Annotated in this window: 18 protein-coding genes, 1 tRNA gene and 1 pseudogene; 16 read left to right on the top strand and 4 right to left on the bottom strand. The window is 37.6% G+C overall.

Going from position 1 to position 17873, the window contains the following annotated elements; translation table 11 throughout:
* Positions 1 to 384: 384 nt before the first annotated feature.
* The 4 genes and pseudogenes from EKM78_RS07215 (at position 385) to EKM78_RS07200 (ending at position 5691) form a co-directional block, all read left to right on the top strand.
* Complete coding sequence (locus tag EKM78_RS07215) at positions 385 to 1758, top strand: DUF2252 domain-containing protein (RefSeq protein ID WP_125770834.1); 1374 nt, start codon at positions 385 to 387, stop codon at positions 1756 to 1758.
* Positions 1748 to 3745 (top strand): polyphosphate kinase 1, encoded by a 1998-nt coding sequence (ppk1, locus tag EKM78_RS07210; RefSeq protein WP_125770832.1) that lies wholly within the window; start codon positions 1748 to 1750, stop codon positions 3743 to 3745. The genes EKM78_RS07215 and ppk1 overlap by 11 nt, the downstream gene beginning before the upstream one ends.
* A gap of 219 nt (positions 3746 to 3964) precedes the next feature.
* Positions 3965 to 4930: pseudogene (locus EKM78_RS07205) on the top strand (aldo/keto reductase).
* Between the two features lie 185 nt (positions 4931 to 5115).
* Positions 5116 to 5691 (top strand): sugar O-acetyltransferase, encoded by a 576-nt coding sequence (locus EKM78_RS07200; RefSeq protein WP_125770831.1) that lies wholly within the window; start codon positions 5116 to 5118, stop codon positions 5689 to 5691.
* On the opposite strand, the gene EKM78_RS07195 is transcribed toward EKM78_RS07200, so the two are convergent.
* Complete coding sequence (locus EKM78_RS07195) at positions 5692 to 6303, bottom strand: cation efflux transmembrane domain-containing protein (protein ID WP_125770829.1); 612 nt, start codon at positions 6301 to 6303, stop codon at positions 5692 to 5694. It lies immediately after the preceding gene.
* Positions 6293 to 6619 carry an ArsR/SmtB family transcription factor gene (locus EKM78_RS07190; RefSeq protein WP_125770827.1) on the bottom strand — a complete coding sequence of 109 codons (327 nt, stop codon included), beginning with the start codon at positions 6617 to 6619 and terminating at the stop codon, positions 6293 to 6295. The genes EKM78_RS07195 and EKM78_RS07190 overlap by 11 nt, the downstream gene beginning before the upstream one ends.
* Positions 6620 to 6718: 99 nt before the next feature.
* On the opposite strand from EKM78_RS07190, the gene nfsA reads away from it, so the two are divergent.
* The 9 genes from nfsA to EKM78_RS07150 all read left to right on the top strand — a co-directional run bounded on the left by nfsA (position 6719) and on the right by EKM78_RS07150 (position 12812).
* On the top strand, positions 6719 to 7456 hold the full coding sequence (gene nfsA, locus EKM78_RS07185) for an oxygen-insensitive NADPH nitroreductase (RefSeq protein ID WP_125770825.1): 738 nt from the start codon (positions 6719 to 6721) through the stop codon (positions 7454 to 7456).
* Between the two features lie 130 nt (positions 7457 to 7586).
* Positions 7587 to 8558: an efflux RND transporter periplasmic adaptor subunit gene (locus EKM78_RS07180; protein ID WP_125770823.1), complete on the top strand. Its 972-nt coding sequence runs from the start codon at positions 7587 to 7589 to the stop codon at positions 8556 to 8558.
* A gap of 15 nt (positions 8559 to 8573) precedes the next feature.
* Positions 8574 to 9257, top strand: a complete 684-nt coding sequence (locus tag EKM78_RS07175; protein ID WP_125770821.1) for an ABC transporter ATP-binding protein — start codon at positions 8574 to 8576, stop codon at positions 9255 to 9257.
* Positions 9257 to 10414, top strand: a complete 1158-nt coding sequence (locus EKM78_RS07170) for an ABC transporter permease (protein WP_125770819.1) — start codon at positions 9257 to 9259, stop codon at positions 10412 to 10414. The genes EKM78_RS07175 and EKM78_RS07170 overlap by 1 nt, the downstream gene beginning before the upstream one ends.
* Positions 10415 to 10418: 4 nt before the next feature.
* Complete coding sequence (locus EKM78_RS07165) at positions 10419 to 10877, top strand: hypothetical protein (RefSeq protein ID WP_125770817.1); 459 nt, start codon at positions 10419 to 10421, stop codon at positions 10875 to 10877.
* 30 nt (positions 10878 to 10907) lie between these two features.
* Positions 10908 to 11060, top strand: a complete 153-nt coding sequence (locus EKM78_RS12640; RefSeq protein WP_164507243.1) for a hypothetical protein — start codon at positions 10908 to 10910, stop codon at positions 11058 to 11060.
* A 664-nt stretch (positions 11061 to 11724) separates the two neighbouring features.
* The gene (locus EKM78_RS07160; RefSeq protein WP_125770815.1) at positions 11725 to 12138 is read left to right on the top strand and encodes a nucleoside 2-deoxyribosyltransferase; all 414 of its coding nucleotides are present in this window, start codon (positions 11725 to 11727) and stop codon (positions 12136 to 12138) included.
* 88 nt (positions 12139 to 12226) lie between these two features.
* Positions 12227 to 12508: a hypothetical protein gene (locus tag EKM78_RS07155; protein ID WP_125770813.1), complete on the top strand. Its 282-nt coding sequence runs from the start codon at positions 12227 to 12229 to the stop codon at positions 12506 to 12508.
* Between the two features lie 67 nt (positions 12509 to 12575).
* Entirely contained in the window at positions 12576 to 12812 is a 237-nt protein-coding gene (locus EKM78_RS07150; RefSeq protein WP_125770811.1) for a hypothetical protein, read from the top strand.
* An 87-nt stretch (positions 12813 to 12899) separates the two neighbouring features.
* Here EKM78_RS07150 and EKM78_RS07145 read toward each other — a convergent pair whose 3' ends face one another.
* Positions 12900 to 13715, bottom strand: coding sequence for a Cof-type HAD-IIB family hydrolase (locus EKM78_RS07145; RefSeq protein ID WP_125770809.1), 816 nt, complete (start codon positions 13713 to 13715; stop codon positions 12900 to 12902).
* 614 nt (positions 13716 to 14329) lie between these two features.
* Positions 14330 to 14401 (bottom strand) — tRNA-Gln (locus tag EKM78_RS07140).
* Positions 14402 to 14538: 137 nt separating this feature from the next.
* Here EKM78_RS07140 and EKM78_RS07135 point away from each other — a divergent pair.
* From EKM78_RS07135 to yjeM, 3 genes are read left to right on the top strand one after another with little or no spacing between them, the layout of a single operon-like run.
* Positions 14539 to 14865, top strand: a complete 327-nt coding sequence (locus tag EKM78_RS07135; RefSeq protein WP_245994902.1) for a heavy metal-binding domain-containing protein — start codon at positions 14539 to 14541, stop codon at positions 14863 to 14865.
* 9 nt (positions 14866 to 14874) lie between these two features.
* Positions 14875 to 16305 (top strand): C69 family dipeptidase, encoded by a 1431-nt coding sequence (locus tag EKM78_RS07130; RefSeq protein ID WP_125770806.1) that lies wholly within the window; start codon positions 14875 to 14877, stop codon positions 16303 to 16305.
* Positions 16306 to 16332: 27 nt separating this feature from the next.
* Positions 16333 to 17850 carry a glutamate/gamma-aminobutyrate family transporter YjeM gene (yjeM, locus tag EKM78_RS07125; protein ID WP_125770804.1) on the top strand — a complete coding sequence of 506 codons (1518 nt, stop codon included), beginning with the start codon at positions 16333 to 16335 and terminating at the stop codon, positions 17848 to 17850.
* Positions 17851 to 17873: the final 23 nt, after the last annotated feature.

The raw sequence follows: 17873 nt of genomic DNA, 5'->3' as shown, positions 1-17873 counted from the left end.
CTCATGAAAATTGGCATTGAGTATATAAGCCTCTTCTTAAATAAATGCATCAAAATAACCAAACCACGACGAGAACCGTTTTACCGCTTAGAATAAGACTCGTATTTGAGATCGTCGAAGCGTAATTCTTCGAGGAGCTCAAATCGAGTCGGCAGCGTTCCAGTGGCTGTATCCCCGAGCCCCGGAGCCGTATAGCAACCTCCACCAAAACTATTACCCCCATGTCATAAAACCATTTTCATAAAAAACACTACATCAAAAGTATATTTTTAACTATGCTTAATAAAAATATTCATCTAACATAAACAATAATATAAAAATTGTGACAAACCATCAGTTACGACTGAAAGCTATTGTATAATACATAATAAGGAGATGAGGGGTATGAGCCAAACACCATATAGATTTCAGGATACTGACGCATTTAAAAGCACCGAACAACTAGTAATCAAAGGTCGCTTTTTTGCTACCACTGTTTCTGATTCGTTTAATGAATTTGAACCAAAGAAAAGAAATATTCATAAGATATTAAACATCAAGAATAAATTGTTAGTACCTGAACTATTAGCAGTTAAACGCCAAAGAATGTCAGGATCACTGTTCGCCTTTTTACGAGGTACAGTCGATGTGATGCATTATGATTTATCCCGGCATGAGAATAGTTGCATTAAAGTCTTAGTTGGTGGAGACGCACATATCGGTAACTTTGGTTTTTATGGTTCATCTGAAGGCCAATTGTTATTTGATATGAATGATTTTGATGAGGCTCATTTAGGTCATTGGGAATATGACCTTAAACGTTTGCTCGTTAGTGCACTGCTGGTTGCTCGTGATCATGGATTCGAAGAATCAGAGATCCAAGAATTCTTATTGTCAGTAGTTGACACTTATTTTGATACTTTAAAACATATGACAAAGATCTCAGAAATGAAGCGATTTATTTTGCCAAATACTCTCCAAAATATCACAGAGATTTTTGGTAATTTGAAGAACAATGAAGAATATTTCCAAGAGTCTTTCGTTAAGATGATCGCAAAATCGATCAAGAAAGCTCAAAAGAGCAATTCGAAGTTGGTCATTGAAAAATATACCGAGCTAAACGACAAAGGGGAACGTCGTTTTATTGAGAACAAACCAGTAACACAACACATTAGTGAGAAGGACTATGATGATTTAGTCGAAGGCTACAAGAAATATAAGAAGCATCAACGCAGCGACGTCAGATTGTTTCTTGAAGATTTCAATATTATTGATGTGGTCCGACATAGTGTTGGGGTAGGAAGTGTGGGGACACTTTGCTATTTGATACTATTAGAAGACCTCGATTCTAACTACTTAGTATTGCAAGCTAAGCAGGCTCTGCCTATTTATAACGATGATGAATTGTTTACTGACTCTAACGTCAGTCAAGGACAAAATATCGTTGACAGTCAATTGATCTTGCAAAGTGCCTCTGATCCATTTTTAGGTGCTTTTGATACGAAACAGTTTAGTTTTTATATGCGTCAATTCAAGGATATGAAATCGTCGATCAAATTGGATAAATTAGACTTTGCTTCATTCAAAGACTACGTTCAAGTTTGTGTCATCTTGTTAGCCAGAGCACATTCACATTCACCAAATTATCCACTCATTATCGGCTTTGGGGAAGAATACGCCGATATTGCTAACTCGTTAATGAATTTCACAAACAGTTATGCTAAGCAAGTGGAATACGATTTTGAGTCTTTCGAAAAGGAATTAAGAAATGAAGAGTAAATATTATAATAGGGATTTAAGTTGGTTGTTGTTTGATAATCGTGTTATCGATCAAGCATACAATCCAAATGTACCAATTTTAGAAAAATTAAGGTTTTTGGCGATTGCTTCAAATAACTTAGATGAATTCTTTAAAGTGAGAATGCACAACATTTATAGCATGATCGGTAGTCGGAAAATCGAAAAAAGAACTGGACTCATGGGGACAGAAGTTTTGAGTTTAGTTTATGAATTTAATATTCGTAACATCACGAAACAATATGAAGCTTTTTCGTTATTAATGGAAAAATGTCACGATAAGAATATTTTCCATTTGATGAAGTATTACGAACTCAGCGACTTTGAGAAGCAACAAGTTAAAGATTATTACAACGAAACAGTTGCACATCAGTTGAAAGTTGAAGATTTTTCAAGCGACAAGCAATTCAAAAGCAATTTAAATATTTTGATGCAATCACAAGGAAATACTTATATGGCTGCCATTCCGGATGGCTTGGATCGGCTAGTTCCAACAGGAGAGCCGGACCACTTTATTTTATTGGAAGATGTTATTTTAAATTTTGCTGAAGATATTTTTAGCAAATATGACGTACTGAAGAGTTATATTTTTCGAGTAACATACGATAAGAATAAGAAGTATGATTTCTTAGATCAGAAGTTGACTGATGCTCAGTACTTGTCGAAAATGACCCACTACTTGAACTCTAGAGATCCACGGAAAGTTACGCGTGTCGAGTTTGAATGTGCTGGACCACGAGGAAGAAGTTATTTTGCCGGATTATTTGGGATCAGCAAGAAAAGTGTATACAAAATACCTGGTCCAATCGATTTAAAGTTATTAAATAGCTTTTTCAAAAAGTATAAGAGTCAAGCAAATTTGATCTTTCCGAAGTTTCGCTCACGGATTTGGAAAGATAAAAAAGATATTTTAAAGTATTTGGACAATAATGATCTGCTGTTGGAATATCCTTATGATTCATTTAGTGTCTTTTTAAGATACTTGGAAGAAGCAGTTGATGACCCTAAGACCACTAGGATCTGTATCACCATCTATCGGACCGAGAAGAATTCTCAATTAGTCAATTTGCTGCAACGAGCTGCTAAGAAGGGCATCGATGTCACGGCAGTCGTGGAATTGCGGGCCCGATTTGATGAAGAGCATAACTTGCTCGTTTCTGATATCTTAAAATCTAGTGGAGTCAAAGTTTTGTATGGCGATCGAGTCAACAAAGTTCATTCCAAGGTCTGCTTAGTTCTCCAAGGTGCAGACGATACTGGCTACGTTCAAGTCGGTACTGGTAATTACAATGCCATTACATCAAATGTATTTTCTGACATAAGTTTCTTTACTAGCGACATGACGTATGTTCATGACGCAGCTAAATTTTTCAAACGTTTGGAAACGATGCAAGAGACTGAGTACGATCTCTTGGCGACTTCGCCAAATCAACTCAAACCAATGATCATCAATAACATTAAGCGCGCAACCAAAGAATATTTGCGGGTCGGCAAAGGTCAAGTCTTCATGAAGGTCAATGGTCTGACTGATATCGATATTATTAATGAGATTTATCGAGCAGCTCGTTTGGGCTTGCCATTTAGACTGATCGTCCGTGGACCTTGCTCACTGAAGCTTGGTATTTGTGGGGCTCGTGAAGATATTGTTGTCAAAAGTATTGTTGGTGAATTATTGGAACACAGTCGGATCTTCCATTTCCAATATGGCGATAGTCATGACGAGTTGTGGATCTCCTCCGCTGATATGATGACTCGAAACTTGGATCGTCGAGTAGAAATCGCAGTGCCGATCATTCACGATAAGCCCAAGAAAAAGTTATTAAAAATAATTAAAATGTATTCTAAGGACACAGAGAATTCTTATTACTTAAATGAGAATGGCGAGTATTTCAAGAAGCATAAAACATTCGGGATCTCGGCCCAACAAACTTGGTTGAAGCGTCTTAAATGGAAAAAATATGTAATTTAATCCTACAAATTTATATATCGGAAAGCGATAAACGCACACATTAATAGTGAGTGAGTTATCGCTTTTTTTATTTATAAATGAAAATAAAATTTCTATGAGTAAAATAGTGAATTAAAAATATCGAAAAACGTAAAAATATTTTTCTCATCTAGTTGACTTATACTTGACTCGAAGCACTACTATATAATTGCAAATAAAAAATGGATTAAGGAGCATATAATGAAAAATATCAAAATAGGTCAGACTAATTGGCAAACTTCAGCTGTCGCTTTAGGAATCATGCGCATGGAAGCGTTGACCCCTGAACAAGCCGCTAAAACGCTTGATGCTGCTAAAGATGCAGGTATCAATTATATTGATTCAGCTGATATTTACAGTTCAGGAGATTCAGAAAAAGTCTTTAGCCAAGCTTTGAAGCAGTCTGGTGTTAGTCGTGATGAGCTGTATATCCAATCAAAAGGTGGCATCGTTTTAGACCCTAACCGTAGTCACGGCAGTTTTGTTTTTGGTAAACGCTATGATTTCAGTAAATAGCACATAATCGAAGCAGTTGATGGAATTTTGCAAAGAATGCAAATTGATTACCTTGACTCATTTTTGCTTCATCGCCCTGATCCTTTGATGGAACCAGAAGAAGTTGCGGAAGAAGTTGCGGAAGCATTTGATGAATTGCAGACAGCAGGTAAGGTGCGTCACTTTGGCGTTTCTAACTTCAATCCGCAACAATTTGAATTTTTACAAGAGAATCTCGATCAAAAATTGCTGATCAATCAATTGTAATTTAGTATTATGCATACAGGAATGGTCGACTTCGGGATTCATGCCAATATGACGGATGAACGTTCGATTGACCACGATGGTGGAATTTTAGAATATTCAAGAAGAAAGGGAACGACTATTCAAACTTGGTCACCTTTCCAATACGGCATGTTTGAGGGTACTTTCATCGACAATGATAAATTCCCAGAACTGAATAAGAAACTAGCCGAATTGGCTGACAAATACGGTGTCAGCAAGAATGGTATTGCAACAGCTTGGATCTTAAGACATCCTGCCCAGATGCAAGTTATAATCGGTACCATGAATCCTGACCACATTAAAGATAGTGCAGCTGGGGCTGACGTTAAATTGACTAACCAGGAGTGGTATGACGTATACTTCTCTGCAGGGAATACTTTGCCATAGAGTAATTGTTCAAAATCTAAAAAAAGACCCGCCGGATTTTTTTCGGCGGGTCTTTTAGTAATTACGTATTCAAAATAAGATTTACTTTAATGATGGAAAGACAATTTATGCCAAGTATGGCTTATTTTGTCAATTAGTCTATGATAGCGCTATAATTATCTTAATTTTATATGAAGGTGATAATTATGGGTAAGTCCGAAATTGAAAAACTCGAAGCTGGCGATTGGTATTATTTTCTGGATGAAGAAGTAGCTAAAAGAAAAGCTCATGCTGCCAAATTGTGTCATGAATTTAACGAAATTCCAGCTACAAAGCCAGAACAACAGACAGCAAAAATCAAAGAGATCTTTGGATCTACCGGTAAAAATATTTCCGTTCAAGCCAATTTCAATTGTGACAATGGTCAAAATATCCACGTTGGTGACAATTTCTTAAGTAACTACAACTTGACCATTATTGATATCGCAGAAGTCTCCATGGGTCATAATGTATTGATCGGGCCCAATGTTGATATTTATACCGTTAATCATCCAATGAATCCCTTTGGTCGCAGAAAGTATCTGGCTCAAGCTGCTCCGGTAAAGATCGGTAACGATGTTTGGATCGGTGGCAAAGTTACGATAACACCGGGAGTAACTATTGGAAACAACGTTGTCATTGCAGCAGGTGCCGTAGTTGTTGATGATGTCCCTGATAACAGTTTAGTTGGTGGTGTTCCCGCCAAAGTTCTTAAAAGCTTGGAAGAGAAGAAAATCGATTAATTATTTTCCCAACCCATTTCGAAGTGATTCAACGCCTTCACTAGCGATGAAGTAAACTAAAACTAGGGCTGCGACTGAATCGATCCACCACAAATTGAAGAGGGCAGTAACGACCACGCCGATCAAGACTGTGGCTGCCATGTATGCACAAGTTACGTTGCACATGCCATCTTCGATCAAAGCGTCCGAATTGATCGATTTACCTAATTGCCGTTTTTTAACTGCTAAGATCGGCATCAAAATTAGTGAAGCAATGGCAATGATCATACCTGAAAGACTGGCATCGGCAATTTGATGAGTGACTAGATTATAGATTGAAACGAAAGTAACGTATATTGCTAATAAACACAAAATCGTCCCAACTATTAGGGATGATTTTTTTTCGGCTTTTTCGATCTCTGCAGCTGGTTGATGAGCAGCTTCTTTTTTTAGTCGCCAGATCAAAGTTGATCCAGAGATCAATTCTAAGAAACTATCCATCCCAAAGGCAATCAGTAAGATCGAACCGGCACTGATCCCCGAAGACAAACCAATAATAAATTCTAGTACCATCCAAGCGGTTGAAAAATATTCGATCGTTAAACTCTTTTTGACGTTGATATCATTCACCATGTTTTTTCCCCCTTAATACGTGATCTGCGTGTTCCATGGTTTCGTTGATAATATCTAAAATGTGTGGATCATTGAGGCGGTAATAGATTCCTTTGCCACTTCGCTTTGTGCTAACTAATTGATATTGTCTAAGTTCTGCTAATTGATGGGAAACAGCAGACTGTTCCATATTTAATAGATCCATCAATTGCGAAACTGAGAGTGGCTGCTGTTCTAATAAATACAACATTTGAAAGCGAGTTTTATTACTGAGAAGCTTCATGATCTTTTGCGATTCAGATAAAATCTTTTCGTTGATCTGCGAAATATTAGCCATTTGTTTCTCCTCACATATGATATTTTTCTCATATGAAAATAGTATCATATTTAAAAATGTTGTAAACTGTAGATACTGAAAGAAAAGTGAGGAATCATTATGGATCCAATTATTGAACAAATGAGACGACATACTTCAGTCCGTGATTTTAAAGATGAACCACTCAATGATGAAGTTAAAAAGGAACTGTTGCTAGCAGCACAAAGTGGATCCTCTTCCAACTTTGTCCAAGCATATTCTATTATTGAAATTGCCGATAAAAAGCTACGCAAAACGATTGCTGACATCACTAATAGTGCACCTTATGTTAAACAAACTGGAGTTTTTTATGTTTTTGTTGCTGATCTTTATCGACAAGCCACAATGCTAGAAAATAAAGGCTTGTCGATTGATGGGATCAAAACCATGGAGCAATTATTAGTTGCGACCGTTGATACGACGATCGCTGCTGAAAATATGGCAGTTGCAGCTGAATCATTAGGTCTTGGAATCTGCTACATCGGTGGAATCAGAAACGAGATCAGACAAATCGCCCAACTTTTACAATTGCCAAAGTATACTTTCCCACTGTTTGGGATGACTATCGGTATTCCTAATAGTAAGAACCAAGTCAAGCCAAGGATGCCCCTAGCTAATCAAGTGGCAGTCGACCGATACGATACTAAACAAATGACTGATTTGAATCAATACGATCAACGAGTCCGCGACTATTATTTATCGCGTAATTCAAACCCTCAAGACAATAGTTGGACAGACAAAAATATCGACTTTTTCAAAGAGATCCGTCGTCCTGACGTTGGCCCATTTTTGAGAGACCAAGGATTTTCATTGAGTTAAAATTTTAAAGGTAAAAATCTTGTAAATTTTTGAGAAATTTTATGACTGTAATCGAATTCATTGATACATTATTAACGAATACATATATAATAGAACTAAGATTTTCTAGAATTTAGATATGGGGAAGACTATGAGTAAAAAAATTGATTACGCAATTTGGGCCATTTGTGGCCTCTTTCTAATTTTGGCAATTGTTGTCGTTGCAACTTTCAATGGCAAACTAGGTCAAAATGAATATAAGACTTACACCGTGCAACCTAAGGAAGAACGCTATTATAGCGGGATGGTCGCACCGGATGAAAAAGAAGCAGTAAGTCCTAAAGCTTTAGAAAAAGAAACAATGACTTCTCAACCAATGAAGAGTGGTCAAAAAGTTACCAAAGGACAAACTCTGTTCACTTTCAGTAAAGATATGAGTAGTCAAATCAGTGCCGTAAATGCTGATATTCAACAATTGACTGCCTCAAATGCTTCATTGCAATCACAACAAAGTTCATTATCAACAACAACATCAACTGATGATACAGACGCTGCCTTAGCTTCTGCCACACCAACTGTTGATAACAGTGCGCAAATTGCACAAAATAATGCTCAGATCGCCAGTGACCAAAGTAAGTTAGCAGAGTTGAATGAAGAAGCCAACAGAACGGTTGTTTCACCAATTTCTGGTACTTTGATCAAAGATTCTGAAGGAAATTATTTTGTTTATGGTAAACCTGTAGTTCAAGGTAATGTCAATGAGTTTGAATTGCCAAACATCAAGAACAATGCTGATATGCAGATCTACAAGAACAATGGCAAGAAGATGTACGGAACTGTTACACAAATCGACAAAGCTCCTTACAATTCATCTTCATCAGTTTCTTACTATCACTTCCAAGTTACAGCTGATCAAAACCTAACATTTGGTATGCACGTTCAAATCAAAGGCAATTCCAAAGGCTTCAAGATTCCTAAGAACGCTGTAACTGACGATGATTACGTTTATGTTCTAAAATCAGACAATACTAAGAAAAAGGTCTACCTTACTTTAGATAAGAGTGGCGACTTCTATTACACACACTCAGGTATCAAAGCTGGACAAAAGCTTGTCTTAAAATAGGAGTGGGGTGAAAGAATGTTAAAGGTTAAAAATGTAGGAAAAACCTACGCAAATGATTTTAAAGCCCTGACCGATATCAATTTGGAAGTTCCTGATGGCGAATTTTTAGCTATCATGGGTCCATCTGGTTCTGGTAAATCGACCTTGATCAATATTTTAGGATTGCTTGATAGTGATTACACCGGTGATTACTTTTTGAAAAATGAGAATTATAAACAAAGCGATGATGCTACTTTGTCAGGTGTTCGTGGCGATAAAATTGGCTTTGTTTTTCAAAATTTCAAACTGTTAAGTTCTTATACGGTTTACGAGAATATTGAGATCCCACTTATTTATAGCAAGACGAAAACGATCACAGATCGTAAGTCAGTTATCAATGAAGTGATCGAACAAGTTGGTTTACAAGGAAAGGAAAATAGTTTACCAAGCGAGCTTTCTGGTGGTCAACAACAACGGGTGGCAATTGCTAGAGCAATCGTCAACAATCCTAATCTGTTGATCGCAGATGAGCCAACTGGTGCTTTAGACTCGAAGACTAGCTTGGAAATTATGAATATTTTTAAGCATTTAAACGAAACATTTAATACAACGATCATCATGGTCACACATGATCAAGAAGTGGCAGATTTTGCGATGAGAACTGTCCACATCCGTGATGGACGTTTGTATGAGAATGAGAAAAGTGTGGTGTCAGACTAATGGAAAATTTAACAATCGCACTTCGCTCGATCATGAAGAACAAGAATCGTAATTTTTTAACTATGTTAGGCATCATTATTGGGATTGCCAGCGTTATTGCCATTTTGGCAGTCGGTGATGGATTCACTCAAAGCATTACTAAGGAACTAGGTAAGGATAACGCCTCTAACAAGGTCAGCTTATCGTATGCCACCAACTCATCTGATATCAACAGTACTGATGGATTTACTCAAGGTGATGCTGCTTTGATGTCAGATGTCGATGGTGTGCAGTCGGTAAAATTAGCTAGTTACGATAACACTAGATCAGTCAAGCTATCAAATAGGGGTAATAGTGCCAAAACATACTTAGGCCCAGTTAAGAAGTCATCTGACGGTCCTAAGAATGTGGTCAAATCTTTATTAGCTGATAAGAATTCATACAATATCATCATTTCTAAGAGTATTGAAAAAGATTTATTTAAAGATGAATCAGCTATTGGCAAGCCTGTTCAGATCGGTGACGATATGTTTATCGTTCAAGGTGTATCTGATAGTGGCGATGACTATTCAACTAACGTGTTAGTTTCGAAAGGAACTTACAAACGTATCTTTAATGCTAATTCCAATAAAGATCAGGCCAAATTGACTATCGAAAATGGTAAGAATAAGAAGAAAGTCTCGAAAGCTGTTTTGAAGAAGATCAAGGCTAATGGTGAATTTAGACATGAAGGTTCATATCATATTGATGACCCTACTGAGGCGATGAAGTCATTCCAGAAGGTCTTAAATAGTGTGACTTACTTCGTTGCTCTGGTTGCTGGTATTTCCTTATTGATCGCTGGTATTGGAGTTATGAATGTAATGTACATCACTGTGTCTGAACGTCGTAATGAAATTGGTATTAGGAGAGCGTTTGGTGCCACGGCCAATAATATCCGCAATCAATTCTTAACGGAAAGTATTGTACTTTGTGTTATCGGAGGAATTATTGGAATTATCTTAGGCTACTTAGCTGTCTTAGTTATTAATGCGTTCTTGCCTTTTAAGGCAGTTATCACGATCTATTCAATTTTGATCTCACTATTGGTTTCTAGTGCTGTTGGCTTGTTGTTTGGTTTTATACCTTCCAATAAGGCTGCCAAATCGTCACTAGTTGGCCTACTAAAAGAGGAGTAATGTAATGGGAATTTTATATAAAGTTAAGAGAAGTTCGCTGATCGGCGTGATCTTGATTGCTTTAATCAGTCAATTTACGGCGATGTACTGTAATTTTGCTTTATCTACTGGTTTTGAAAAGATGAACAAGTTTTTGGTTGTTTTTCTGGCACTGGTAGCAGCTGCGGTGTTGCTTGCTATTGTTTACTTTATTTTTCAACTGATCTTGCGTAAGGAAGAGGTTGAATTTAAGCAGGTTTTGATGGTTAACTTGGCTATGACTTTCGCTTTGGGCGGGGTTTTGGCTGTTATTGTTTCTTTGAGTACTTCGGCTGTGCCTAATACTCTGGCTAATGTTTTGATTGGTGTTATTCAGTATGGATTACTTGGCTGGATCAACTGGACTTCGCTTGAGGTTAGTCGTCAGGGGAAAATCAATATTAGTATTTGGACTTTGATTTTGTTTGTTGTTTCTATTTTTTAATTTATGGCTGACCTGGTGGTCGGCTTTTTTTTGTTTGATGGAGATATGGTAGACGGAAGTAGTTTGCTTTGCTGGGGTCCTGTTGGTTTTGTTTGGTTAGTGGGGTGGGAAGTAGTAGTTTGGTTGCTACGTTCAATGCCGACATCGTGGCCCGGGGATACATTAAAGGAACGTAAGTGCTAACGCACTTGCGCAACCGGTTATGGTGGTGGCTACGCCACCGAACAACTAGGGTCGGGAACGTACCCGACGCGATTTTGAGCTACCTGGGGAGTTCGCCCAGGCATCTCAAAACTCGGTCTTCCTCTAAGCTCCTTCGTCGCCAAGAGGAATTTGGGTACTGAGGTCTGTATCCCCGGGCCACTCCGTCTAGATGGAGACAATACCTCCTTTGGGTTGAGGTTTACCGATTTTTTTTGATCAAGTTGGCACTGTTTGCGCATCCTATTTCTCACATGTCTATCTCAGGCTCCATCTATTCTGGTGGGGAGTAGGAGCTTCCTGGTTTTGTTTGTCTATTTTCTCTGTTTTGATCACCAATCTCTTTCTCGGTTCGCGGGACTTTGCTCCGCTCATTTTGTTTCCTGACTTACATTGCTGTTGTGAGCTTGCTTTTCTTTTTTAGGTTAGATAAGATCAAATACTTTTTCCATCTCTTACTTTCGTTTCTTGCTCGCCCATTCGTTCCTCGTGCTTTTGCCTTGTTCTTTTTTTTGCGTTGTTTCTTTTTTTATTTGTTTCTTGCTCGCGTGCTCTGTGTCGCACTCTCGCAGTTGTTTTTTTTGGTTGGTGTGTTGCTACGCTCCACACTTCGCCTTTTTCTGGTTCATTATTTTAGGAGGTTTTTATGAAGATTTATTTTTCTGGGTCTATTCGTGGTGGTCGTGATCGAGTTGATGTTTATCGTGCTGTGATTGATTTTTTGAAGCTTGATCATGTTGTATTGACTGAACATGTTGGCGATGTGGATTTTCTTGATTCTGAATCTGGTATGGATGATGCTTCTATTCGTGATCGGGATGTGGCTTGGATCCGGGAGGCTGATTTGGTTGTGGCTGATTGTTCGATTCCTAGTTTAGGTGTTGGTTATGAGTTGGCTTGTGCTGAATGTTTTGATAAGCCGGTGATTCTTTTGCATGATCCTGACGTTTCTGATCTTTCGGCTATGATTTCTGGTGATGGTTATTTTTCTGATGTTAATTATTATCACAATGCTGATGAGGCTGTGGCTATTTTGCGACAGAAGTTGGCTGCTTTATAACTATTTTGATTTTGGGGGTTGCTCTAAAACCCGTTTCATACTTTACACTGAATTTGTTAGGAAATTTAAACAAAGGATAGTGATTGATATGTTTACATATGTACAGATTATTCGGGCTAATGATGAGACTTTTAGTGGTTATGCTGCGTTTGAGTTTGGCAACGGGATTTTGTCTTTGGCATTTATGACTGGTTTAAGTAAGACGGTTCGGGTTAAGATTCCTTTGGATGAGATTTCTCATTTGTCGGAAGACCCTGATATTCAAAATCAAATTGAGTTTGATTATGATGATAAGCATTTTGTTTTCTTGAATAGCGGATTTGGCGTTTCTAATTTTTTGAAAGAGAATTTGATTGCTGCTTTTGCTTAATCTTTTTAAATTGTCCCAATGAAGTGGTACACTATGATTATAAATAATTTTGATCGGGGCGTTTTAATTGAAGACTAAATGTTTTGATTTTAAAAGTGCGTTTAAGGGATATATAGATAATAATATCGTTAAGATTTTGATGAGTATTACGATCGCTATGATTTTTGTGATTGCTAATAGTCAAATTTTGGTTTATGCGGCTCTGTATGGAACTTGGCTTTTAGCTTTTGCTACTTTATTCATCATGGGTTATATGCTCTCATATGTAATTTTATCGCTTGTATTTCGTATTTTAGGTAAATGATCGCCTGGATGTTTTATAAATAATAATTAAGGGATTTCTGATCACAATTTGTGATTGCAGAGATCCCTTTTTAAATGTGTTGATATTTTACTTCAGTGCAAATTTTTGGATGGCTAAGCCGACGCCATCGTGGTTATTGTCTTGGGTAATGTAGTCAGCGACTTTTTTAACTCCTGGTTGACCGTTTTCCATGGCAATTCCTTTTCCAGCAATTTTTAACATGGGGATATCGTTGTCGCGGTCGCCGATGGCTATCGTATCAGATAAGGCGATTCCTAGTTGCGACGTTAGTTGCTTTAAGGCCGCACCTTTGTTGACATTTTTCGGAAAGACTTCCAGGAATCCTTCACCAGTCCGGACGACGAAATAATTTTCATCGTAAGTTTGATGTACTAAATCAGATATTTGATCGAGTTCGTCTTTATTGCCATTGATGATTGCCTTGAGGATCTTGAAGTCATTTGGCAATTGATCTGATTCTCTGATGAAGAGCCCGCTGTCGTTTTCAAAAGCTTGGGCAATGGTGTACTTATCAAACCATGTTTCGGAACTTGTGTAGGTGTTTGATTTGTCATCAACTACGTTGTAGTGTAGGTGATTTTCATGAACAAAATCGACGAAGTTTCGATAAAATTGATTGCTCAGGGCTTGCTCGTGAAGGATTTTTTGATTGGCTGTTTCAATAATGGCTCCGCCGTTTGTTATCAAATATTGATCATCGCCGGTGATTCCTAGTCGCTGAGCGTAATTTTTTACAGCATTGTGAGTCCTCCCGGAACAAAGAACAATTTTGATATTTTGTTTAAGGGCTTGTTTGATGATATTTTCATTTTGTTGAGAGATGGTTTTTTGGGTATTCAATAAGGTGTCATCTAGATCGATGGCAATTAGTTTGTAGGTCATATTTTTCTCCTTGAAAGTTTTATAAATTCTATTGTAATCCAGTATATTCATTTCGGATAGACAGGAAAATTCACATCAATTATAGTAAAGATACATCTAAATAGGAGGTAAAATAGCTTAACTTTTCAGTTAAGGATTACAGAATATTTATAGAGTGACGCAACATAGCACGATCATTCCAGGAAGATCCAGGTAAGTTGCACTGTGATGTCATGATATACAACAACACCAATTACTATAAAATGTGCATCAATTGTAAATATAACTTTTGTAATATGAACCATTTATCTTGTTGTAAAAAGTTATTATTTAGTTGTTCCAGGATAGTAATTTATGATTTTACATTTACCTAGACGAAAGGATTTGAGATCATGAAACTTATCGAAATGATTAAACAAACAGTTAAACCAGCACCAAAAGAAATTGACGTTAAACAAAAAATCGTATTGGCAGAGTTACAAGCAGAAAACTCTTATTAATTTACAATAAATCGCAATACAAGATGCAATATGATTCTGCAATCTTCAAACTTAAGCGGCTGACCAAGCGGAGCAAAGCTCGCAAAGTAAAAACCACATCGATAAGATGTGGTTTTTCTTTGGAATGAATAATTATTGGGCATATTGGGTTCGAACCAATAAATTGCGGATTCAGAGTCCGCTGCCTTACCATTTGGCGAATGCCCAGTTGTTTTTACAATACTTAAAAATTGTATGAAAAAACAAAGTTTATGTCAAGGTTAAATAATGCGAATCTGAAAGAATTACTGGAGCAATTGTGGTATGTTATTTACTGGACTGATTTTTTTATACGAGGTGAAATTGTGAATAATACTAATATTTTAATAACAACAACTGAAAATATCCCTGGCAAACAATATGAGATCATTGGCGAAGTATTTGGTTTAACGACTCAATCCAAAAATGTCGTCAAAAATATTGGTGCTGGCTTGAAAAATATTGTTGGTGGTGAAATAAAGGCATATACCGAACTTTTAACAGAAGCTCGCGATATCGCAATCGAGCGTCTACAGGAAAATGCAGTAAAAATGGGTGCTGATGCAGTCGTGATGATGAGATTCGACTCTGATTCGATCAGTCAAGATATGGAAACTGTCGCTGCATATGGTACCGCAGTAAAATTTAAGTAAGGTGAAATTATGACAATACAGTACAACAAAGCTTCATTGTCTGCTTGTACTAGCATTTTAGTTGGTAAAAAAGCTTCAATCGATGGTTCAACGATGATCGGTCGAAACGAAGATGCTAAAGCTTCGTGGCCAAAACATTTTGTTGTTCATCCGCATGAAGAATTTTCAGAACCACAAAAGTATTCTTCGAATGAAAATGGTTTTTCAATCGAATTGCCAAAAATCCGTTACAAATATTCTGCCACACCTGAGTGGACTGACAAAGAGGGTCTTTTCGAAGAAGATGGATTCAACGAATTTGGCGTCGCTATGAGTGCCACCGAAAGTGCCTATTCTAATCAAGGTGTTCTGGGGGTCGATCCCTTGGTAAAAGATGGGATCGGTGAAGAGGCAATGGTGACAGTTGTCTTGCCATACGTTAAGAGTGCACGTGAGGGTGTAAAACGTTTAGGAGATATCATTGAAAAATACGGGACATCTGAAACTAACGGTGTTTTATTTTCTGACCAAGATGAAGTTTGGTACTTTGAAAGTGGCTCAGGTCACTATTGGGTTGCTCAAAGGATCCCAGATGATTCCTATGCGGTAGTAGCCAATCAATTAGCCATTCAGGAGATCGATTTCAATGACCCCGAAAGCTTTATGTTCAAGTCAGATATTCAAGAATTCGTTAATGATTACAGCTTGAATCCATGGCCCCAAACATTTAATTTCCGTAAAATTTTTGGAACGCACGACCGATCTGACGCTATTTACACTACTCCTAGAGTTTGGTATGGTCAGCAAGAATTTTCTGGAAAGACTGATGAAAGTCCGGAAAGTCAAGAACTGGACTTCATTAAGAAAGCTGAACGCTTGCTAAGTATCGACGACGTGCAAGGTTATTTGAGTTCTCATTTTGAGGGAACGGAATTCGATCCCTTAAACAAATCTGCTAACAATCAGCGCTATCGTCCAATTAGCTTGGCTAAGACGCAAGAATCTCATGTCCTACAGATCCGCCCAGATCTGAAAAAGGAGATCGCAGGGGTCCAATGGTTAAGCATGGGCGTAGCTTCACAAAGTGTTTACGTGCCGTTTTATTTGGGTATCACAGATACTCCCGAAGAGTATAAAATTGGTAAATTGCCATATGATGAGAAGTCTGCTTATTGGACATTCAAATTAGCTGGTGTTTTATTAGATAGCCACTATTCAGAATTAGGAACGATGTATAAAGAGCAACAAAAAGCGATCAATATCACATTGAAAAAAATGCTACGTGATTTTGATATTAAAGCTCTTGGTAAATATGACGATCAACTACCACAATTTTTGACCGAAGCATCGGCAGAAATGGCTAAAACATCACTCGATGGCTACAAAGAACTGACTGCCAAATTAATTACTCAGTCAACTGACTTTTCGCCATTGAATTTTATAACAGATATGAATTTGTAATCAGAGGGAATAGGGGATTTTTGAAAAATGAACGAAGGTAATTCGACGAAAAAGACCATCACGATGTTTGGCTTGATCATGATGATCTTTACGTCCGTATTTGGATTCGCTAATACTACTGTTGCTTATGAGCAAATGGGATTAGCAAGTATTATTTGGTATTTATTTGCTGCTATCTTTTTCTTCTTGCCAGTCGGTTTTATGATGGCAGAATATGGATCAGCTTATAACGAGGCTAAAGGTGGAATTTATTCTTGGATCGAGGGAGCGATCGGACCAAGATTAGCCTTTACCGGAACATTTATTTGGCTAGCTTCCTGGGAAGTCTGGTTGGTTTCAACTTCTTCCAAGGTCTGGATCCCGATGGCAACGTTTTTTGCCGGACATGATACCACTCAAAGCTGGCATCTGGGAGGTTTGAGCTCTACACAAACTATTGGTCTACTAGCAGTTTTGTGGATCATATTTGTTACATTTACCGCTTCACGAGGAATTGATAAGATCTCGAAGTTCACGTCGTTTGGTGGTACGATGATGATCATTTTAAATATCGTGTTCTTTGGTTTAAGTATTGCCATGATCTTTTTATCAGGTTTCCATATGGCGGAACCGATCAATGGCATTAGTACATTCATTAAGTCGCCGAATCCAGAATTTGCTTCTCCGATCGGTATGCTTTCATTTGTTGTTTATGCAATATTTGCTTATGGTGGTTTGGAGTCTATGGGTGGCGTCACTGATAGTATGAAGAATCCTAAACGTGATTTTCCTAAAGGTATTTTGATCTCTGCTGGGATCATCGCCGTGCTTTATTCTTTGACGATTTTCTTCTGGGGTATCAGTACTAACTGGAATAGCGTTATCGGTAAAGATGGCGTTAACTTGGCTAATATTACTTATGTAATGATGAGCAATTTAGGTTACAGTTTCGGAACTCACATTGGATTAAGCGCTGCGGCAGCGACGACGTTAGGTGCCTGGTTATCGAGATTTACCGCTTTAGATATGTTTATCTTGTACATGGGTGCATTTTTCGTTTTGATCTATTCACCACTGAAATCATTCATTATGGGTACTCCTAGGGACTTTTGGCCGAAAAAAGTTACTACGTTGAATGATAAAGGGATGCCCGCTTTTGCGATGTGGATGCAAGCTATTTTTGTTTGTCTCATTATTTTAGCGGTTGATTTTCTTGGTGGTCGAAATGCTAAGAATTTGTATGCTGTTTTGACTTTGATGGCTAATGTGGCTACTAGTGTGCCGTATTTGTTCTTGGTTGGGGCATTTCCATTCTTTAGTATGAATGATGATATTGAAAAGCCTTATCAATTCTTTAAGAATAAAAAGTTTATGTGGGCTACTTCGATTTTGGTTTTCTTAGTTGTTTTGTTTGCTATTATCTTTACTTTGTTAGAACCAATTATTGATCATGCTTATATGGATGCATTTTGGACTATTTTAGGGCCTGTTTTGTTTGGAGCTATTGCTTTGGTGCTTTATGGTTCTTATGCTCGGCATGAACGGAAAAAGAATTTAGGATCGTAATATTGAGACTGAACATTTTATAT

The organism is Companilactobacillus furfuricola (assembly GCF_003946325.1).
GTDB lineage: Bacteria > Bacillota > Bacilli > Lactobacillales > Lactobacillaceae > Companilactobacillus > Companilactobacillus furfuricola.
The sequence above is the reverse complement of the archived record's forward strand: the minus strand, read 5'-3'. Positions and strand labels throughout refer to the sequence as shown.

Bases quoted from the DNA above. Each gene is read 5' to 3' on its own strand.
- EKM78_RS07215 (WP_125770834.1), top strand. From the start codon at position 385: ATGAGCCAAACACCATATAGATTTCAGGATACTGACGCATTTAAAAGC.
- ppk1 (WP_125770832.1), top strand. From the start codon at position 1,748: ATGAAGAGTAAATATTATAATAGGGATTTAAGTTGGTTGTTGTTTGAT.
- EKM78_RS07200 (WP_125770831.1), top strand. From the start codon at position 5,116: ATGGGTAAGTCCGAAATTGAAAAACTCGAAGCTGGCGATTGGTATTAT.
- EKM78_RS07195 (WP_125770829.1), bottom strand. From the start codon at position 6,303: ATGGTGAATGATATCAACGTCAAAAAGAGTTTAACGATCGAATATTTT.
- EKM78_RS07190 (WP_125770827.1), bottom strand. From the start codon at position 6,619: ATGGCTAATATTTCGCAGATCAACGAAAAGATTTTATCTGAATCGCAA.
- nfsA (WP_125770825.1), top strand. From the start codon at position 6,719: ATGGATCCAATTATTGAACAAATGAGACGACATACTTCAGTCCGTGAT.
- EKM78_RS07180 (WP_125770823.1), top strand. From the start codon at position 7,587: ATGAGTAAAAAAATTGATTACGCAATTTGGGCCATTTGTGGCCTCTTT.
- EKM78_RS07175 (WP_125770821.1), top strand. From the start codon at position 8,574: ATGTTAAAGGTTAAAAATGTAGGAAAAACCTACGCAAATGATTTTAAA.
- EKM78_RS07170 (WP_125770819.1), top strand. From the start codon at position 9,257: ATGGAAAATTTAACAATCGCACTTCGCTCGATCATGAAGAACAAGAAT.
- EKM78_RS07165 (WP_125770817.1), top strand. From the start codon at position 10,419: ATGGGAATTTTATATAAAGTTAAGAGAAGTTCGCTGATCGGCGTGATC.
- EKM78_RS07160 (WP_125770815.1), top strand. From the start codon at position 11,725: ATGAAGATTTATTTTTCTGGGTCTATTCGTGGTGGTCGTGATCGAGTT.
- EKM78_RS07155 (WP_125770813.1), top strand. From the start codon at position 12,227: ATGTTTACATATGTACAGATTATTCGGGCTAATGATGAGACTTTTAGT.
- EKM78_RS07145 (WP_125770809.1), bottom strand. From the start codon at position 13,715: ATGACCTACAAACTAATTGCCATCGATCTAGATGACACCTTATTGAAT.
- EKM78_RS07130 (WP_125770806.1), top strand. From the start codon at position 14,875: ATGACAATACAGTACAACAAAGCTTCATTGTCTGCTTGTACTAGCATT.
- yjeM (WP_125770804.1), top strand. From the start codon at position 16,333: ATGAACGAAGGTAATTCGACGAAAAAGACCATCACGATGTTTGGCTTG.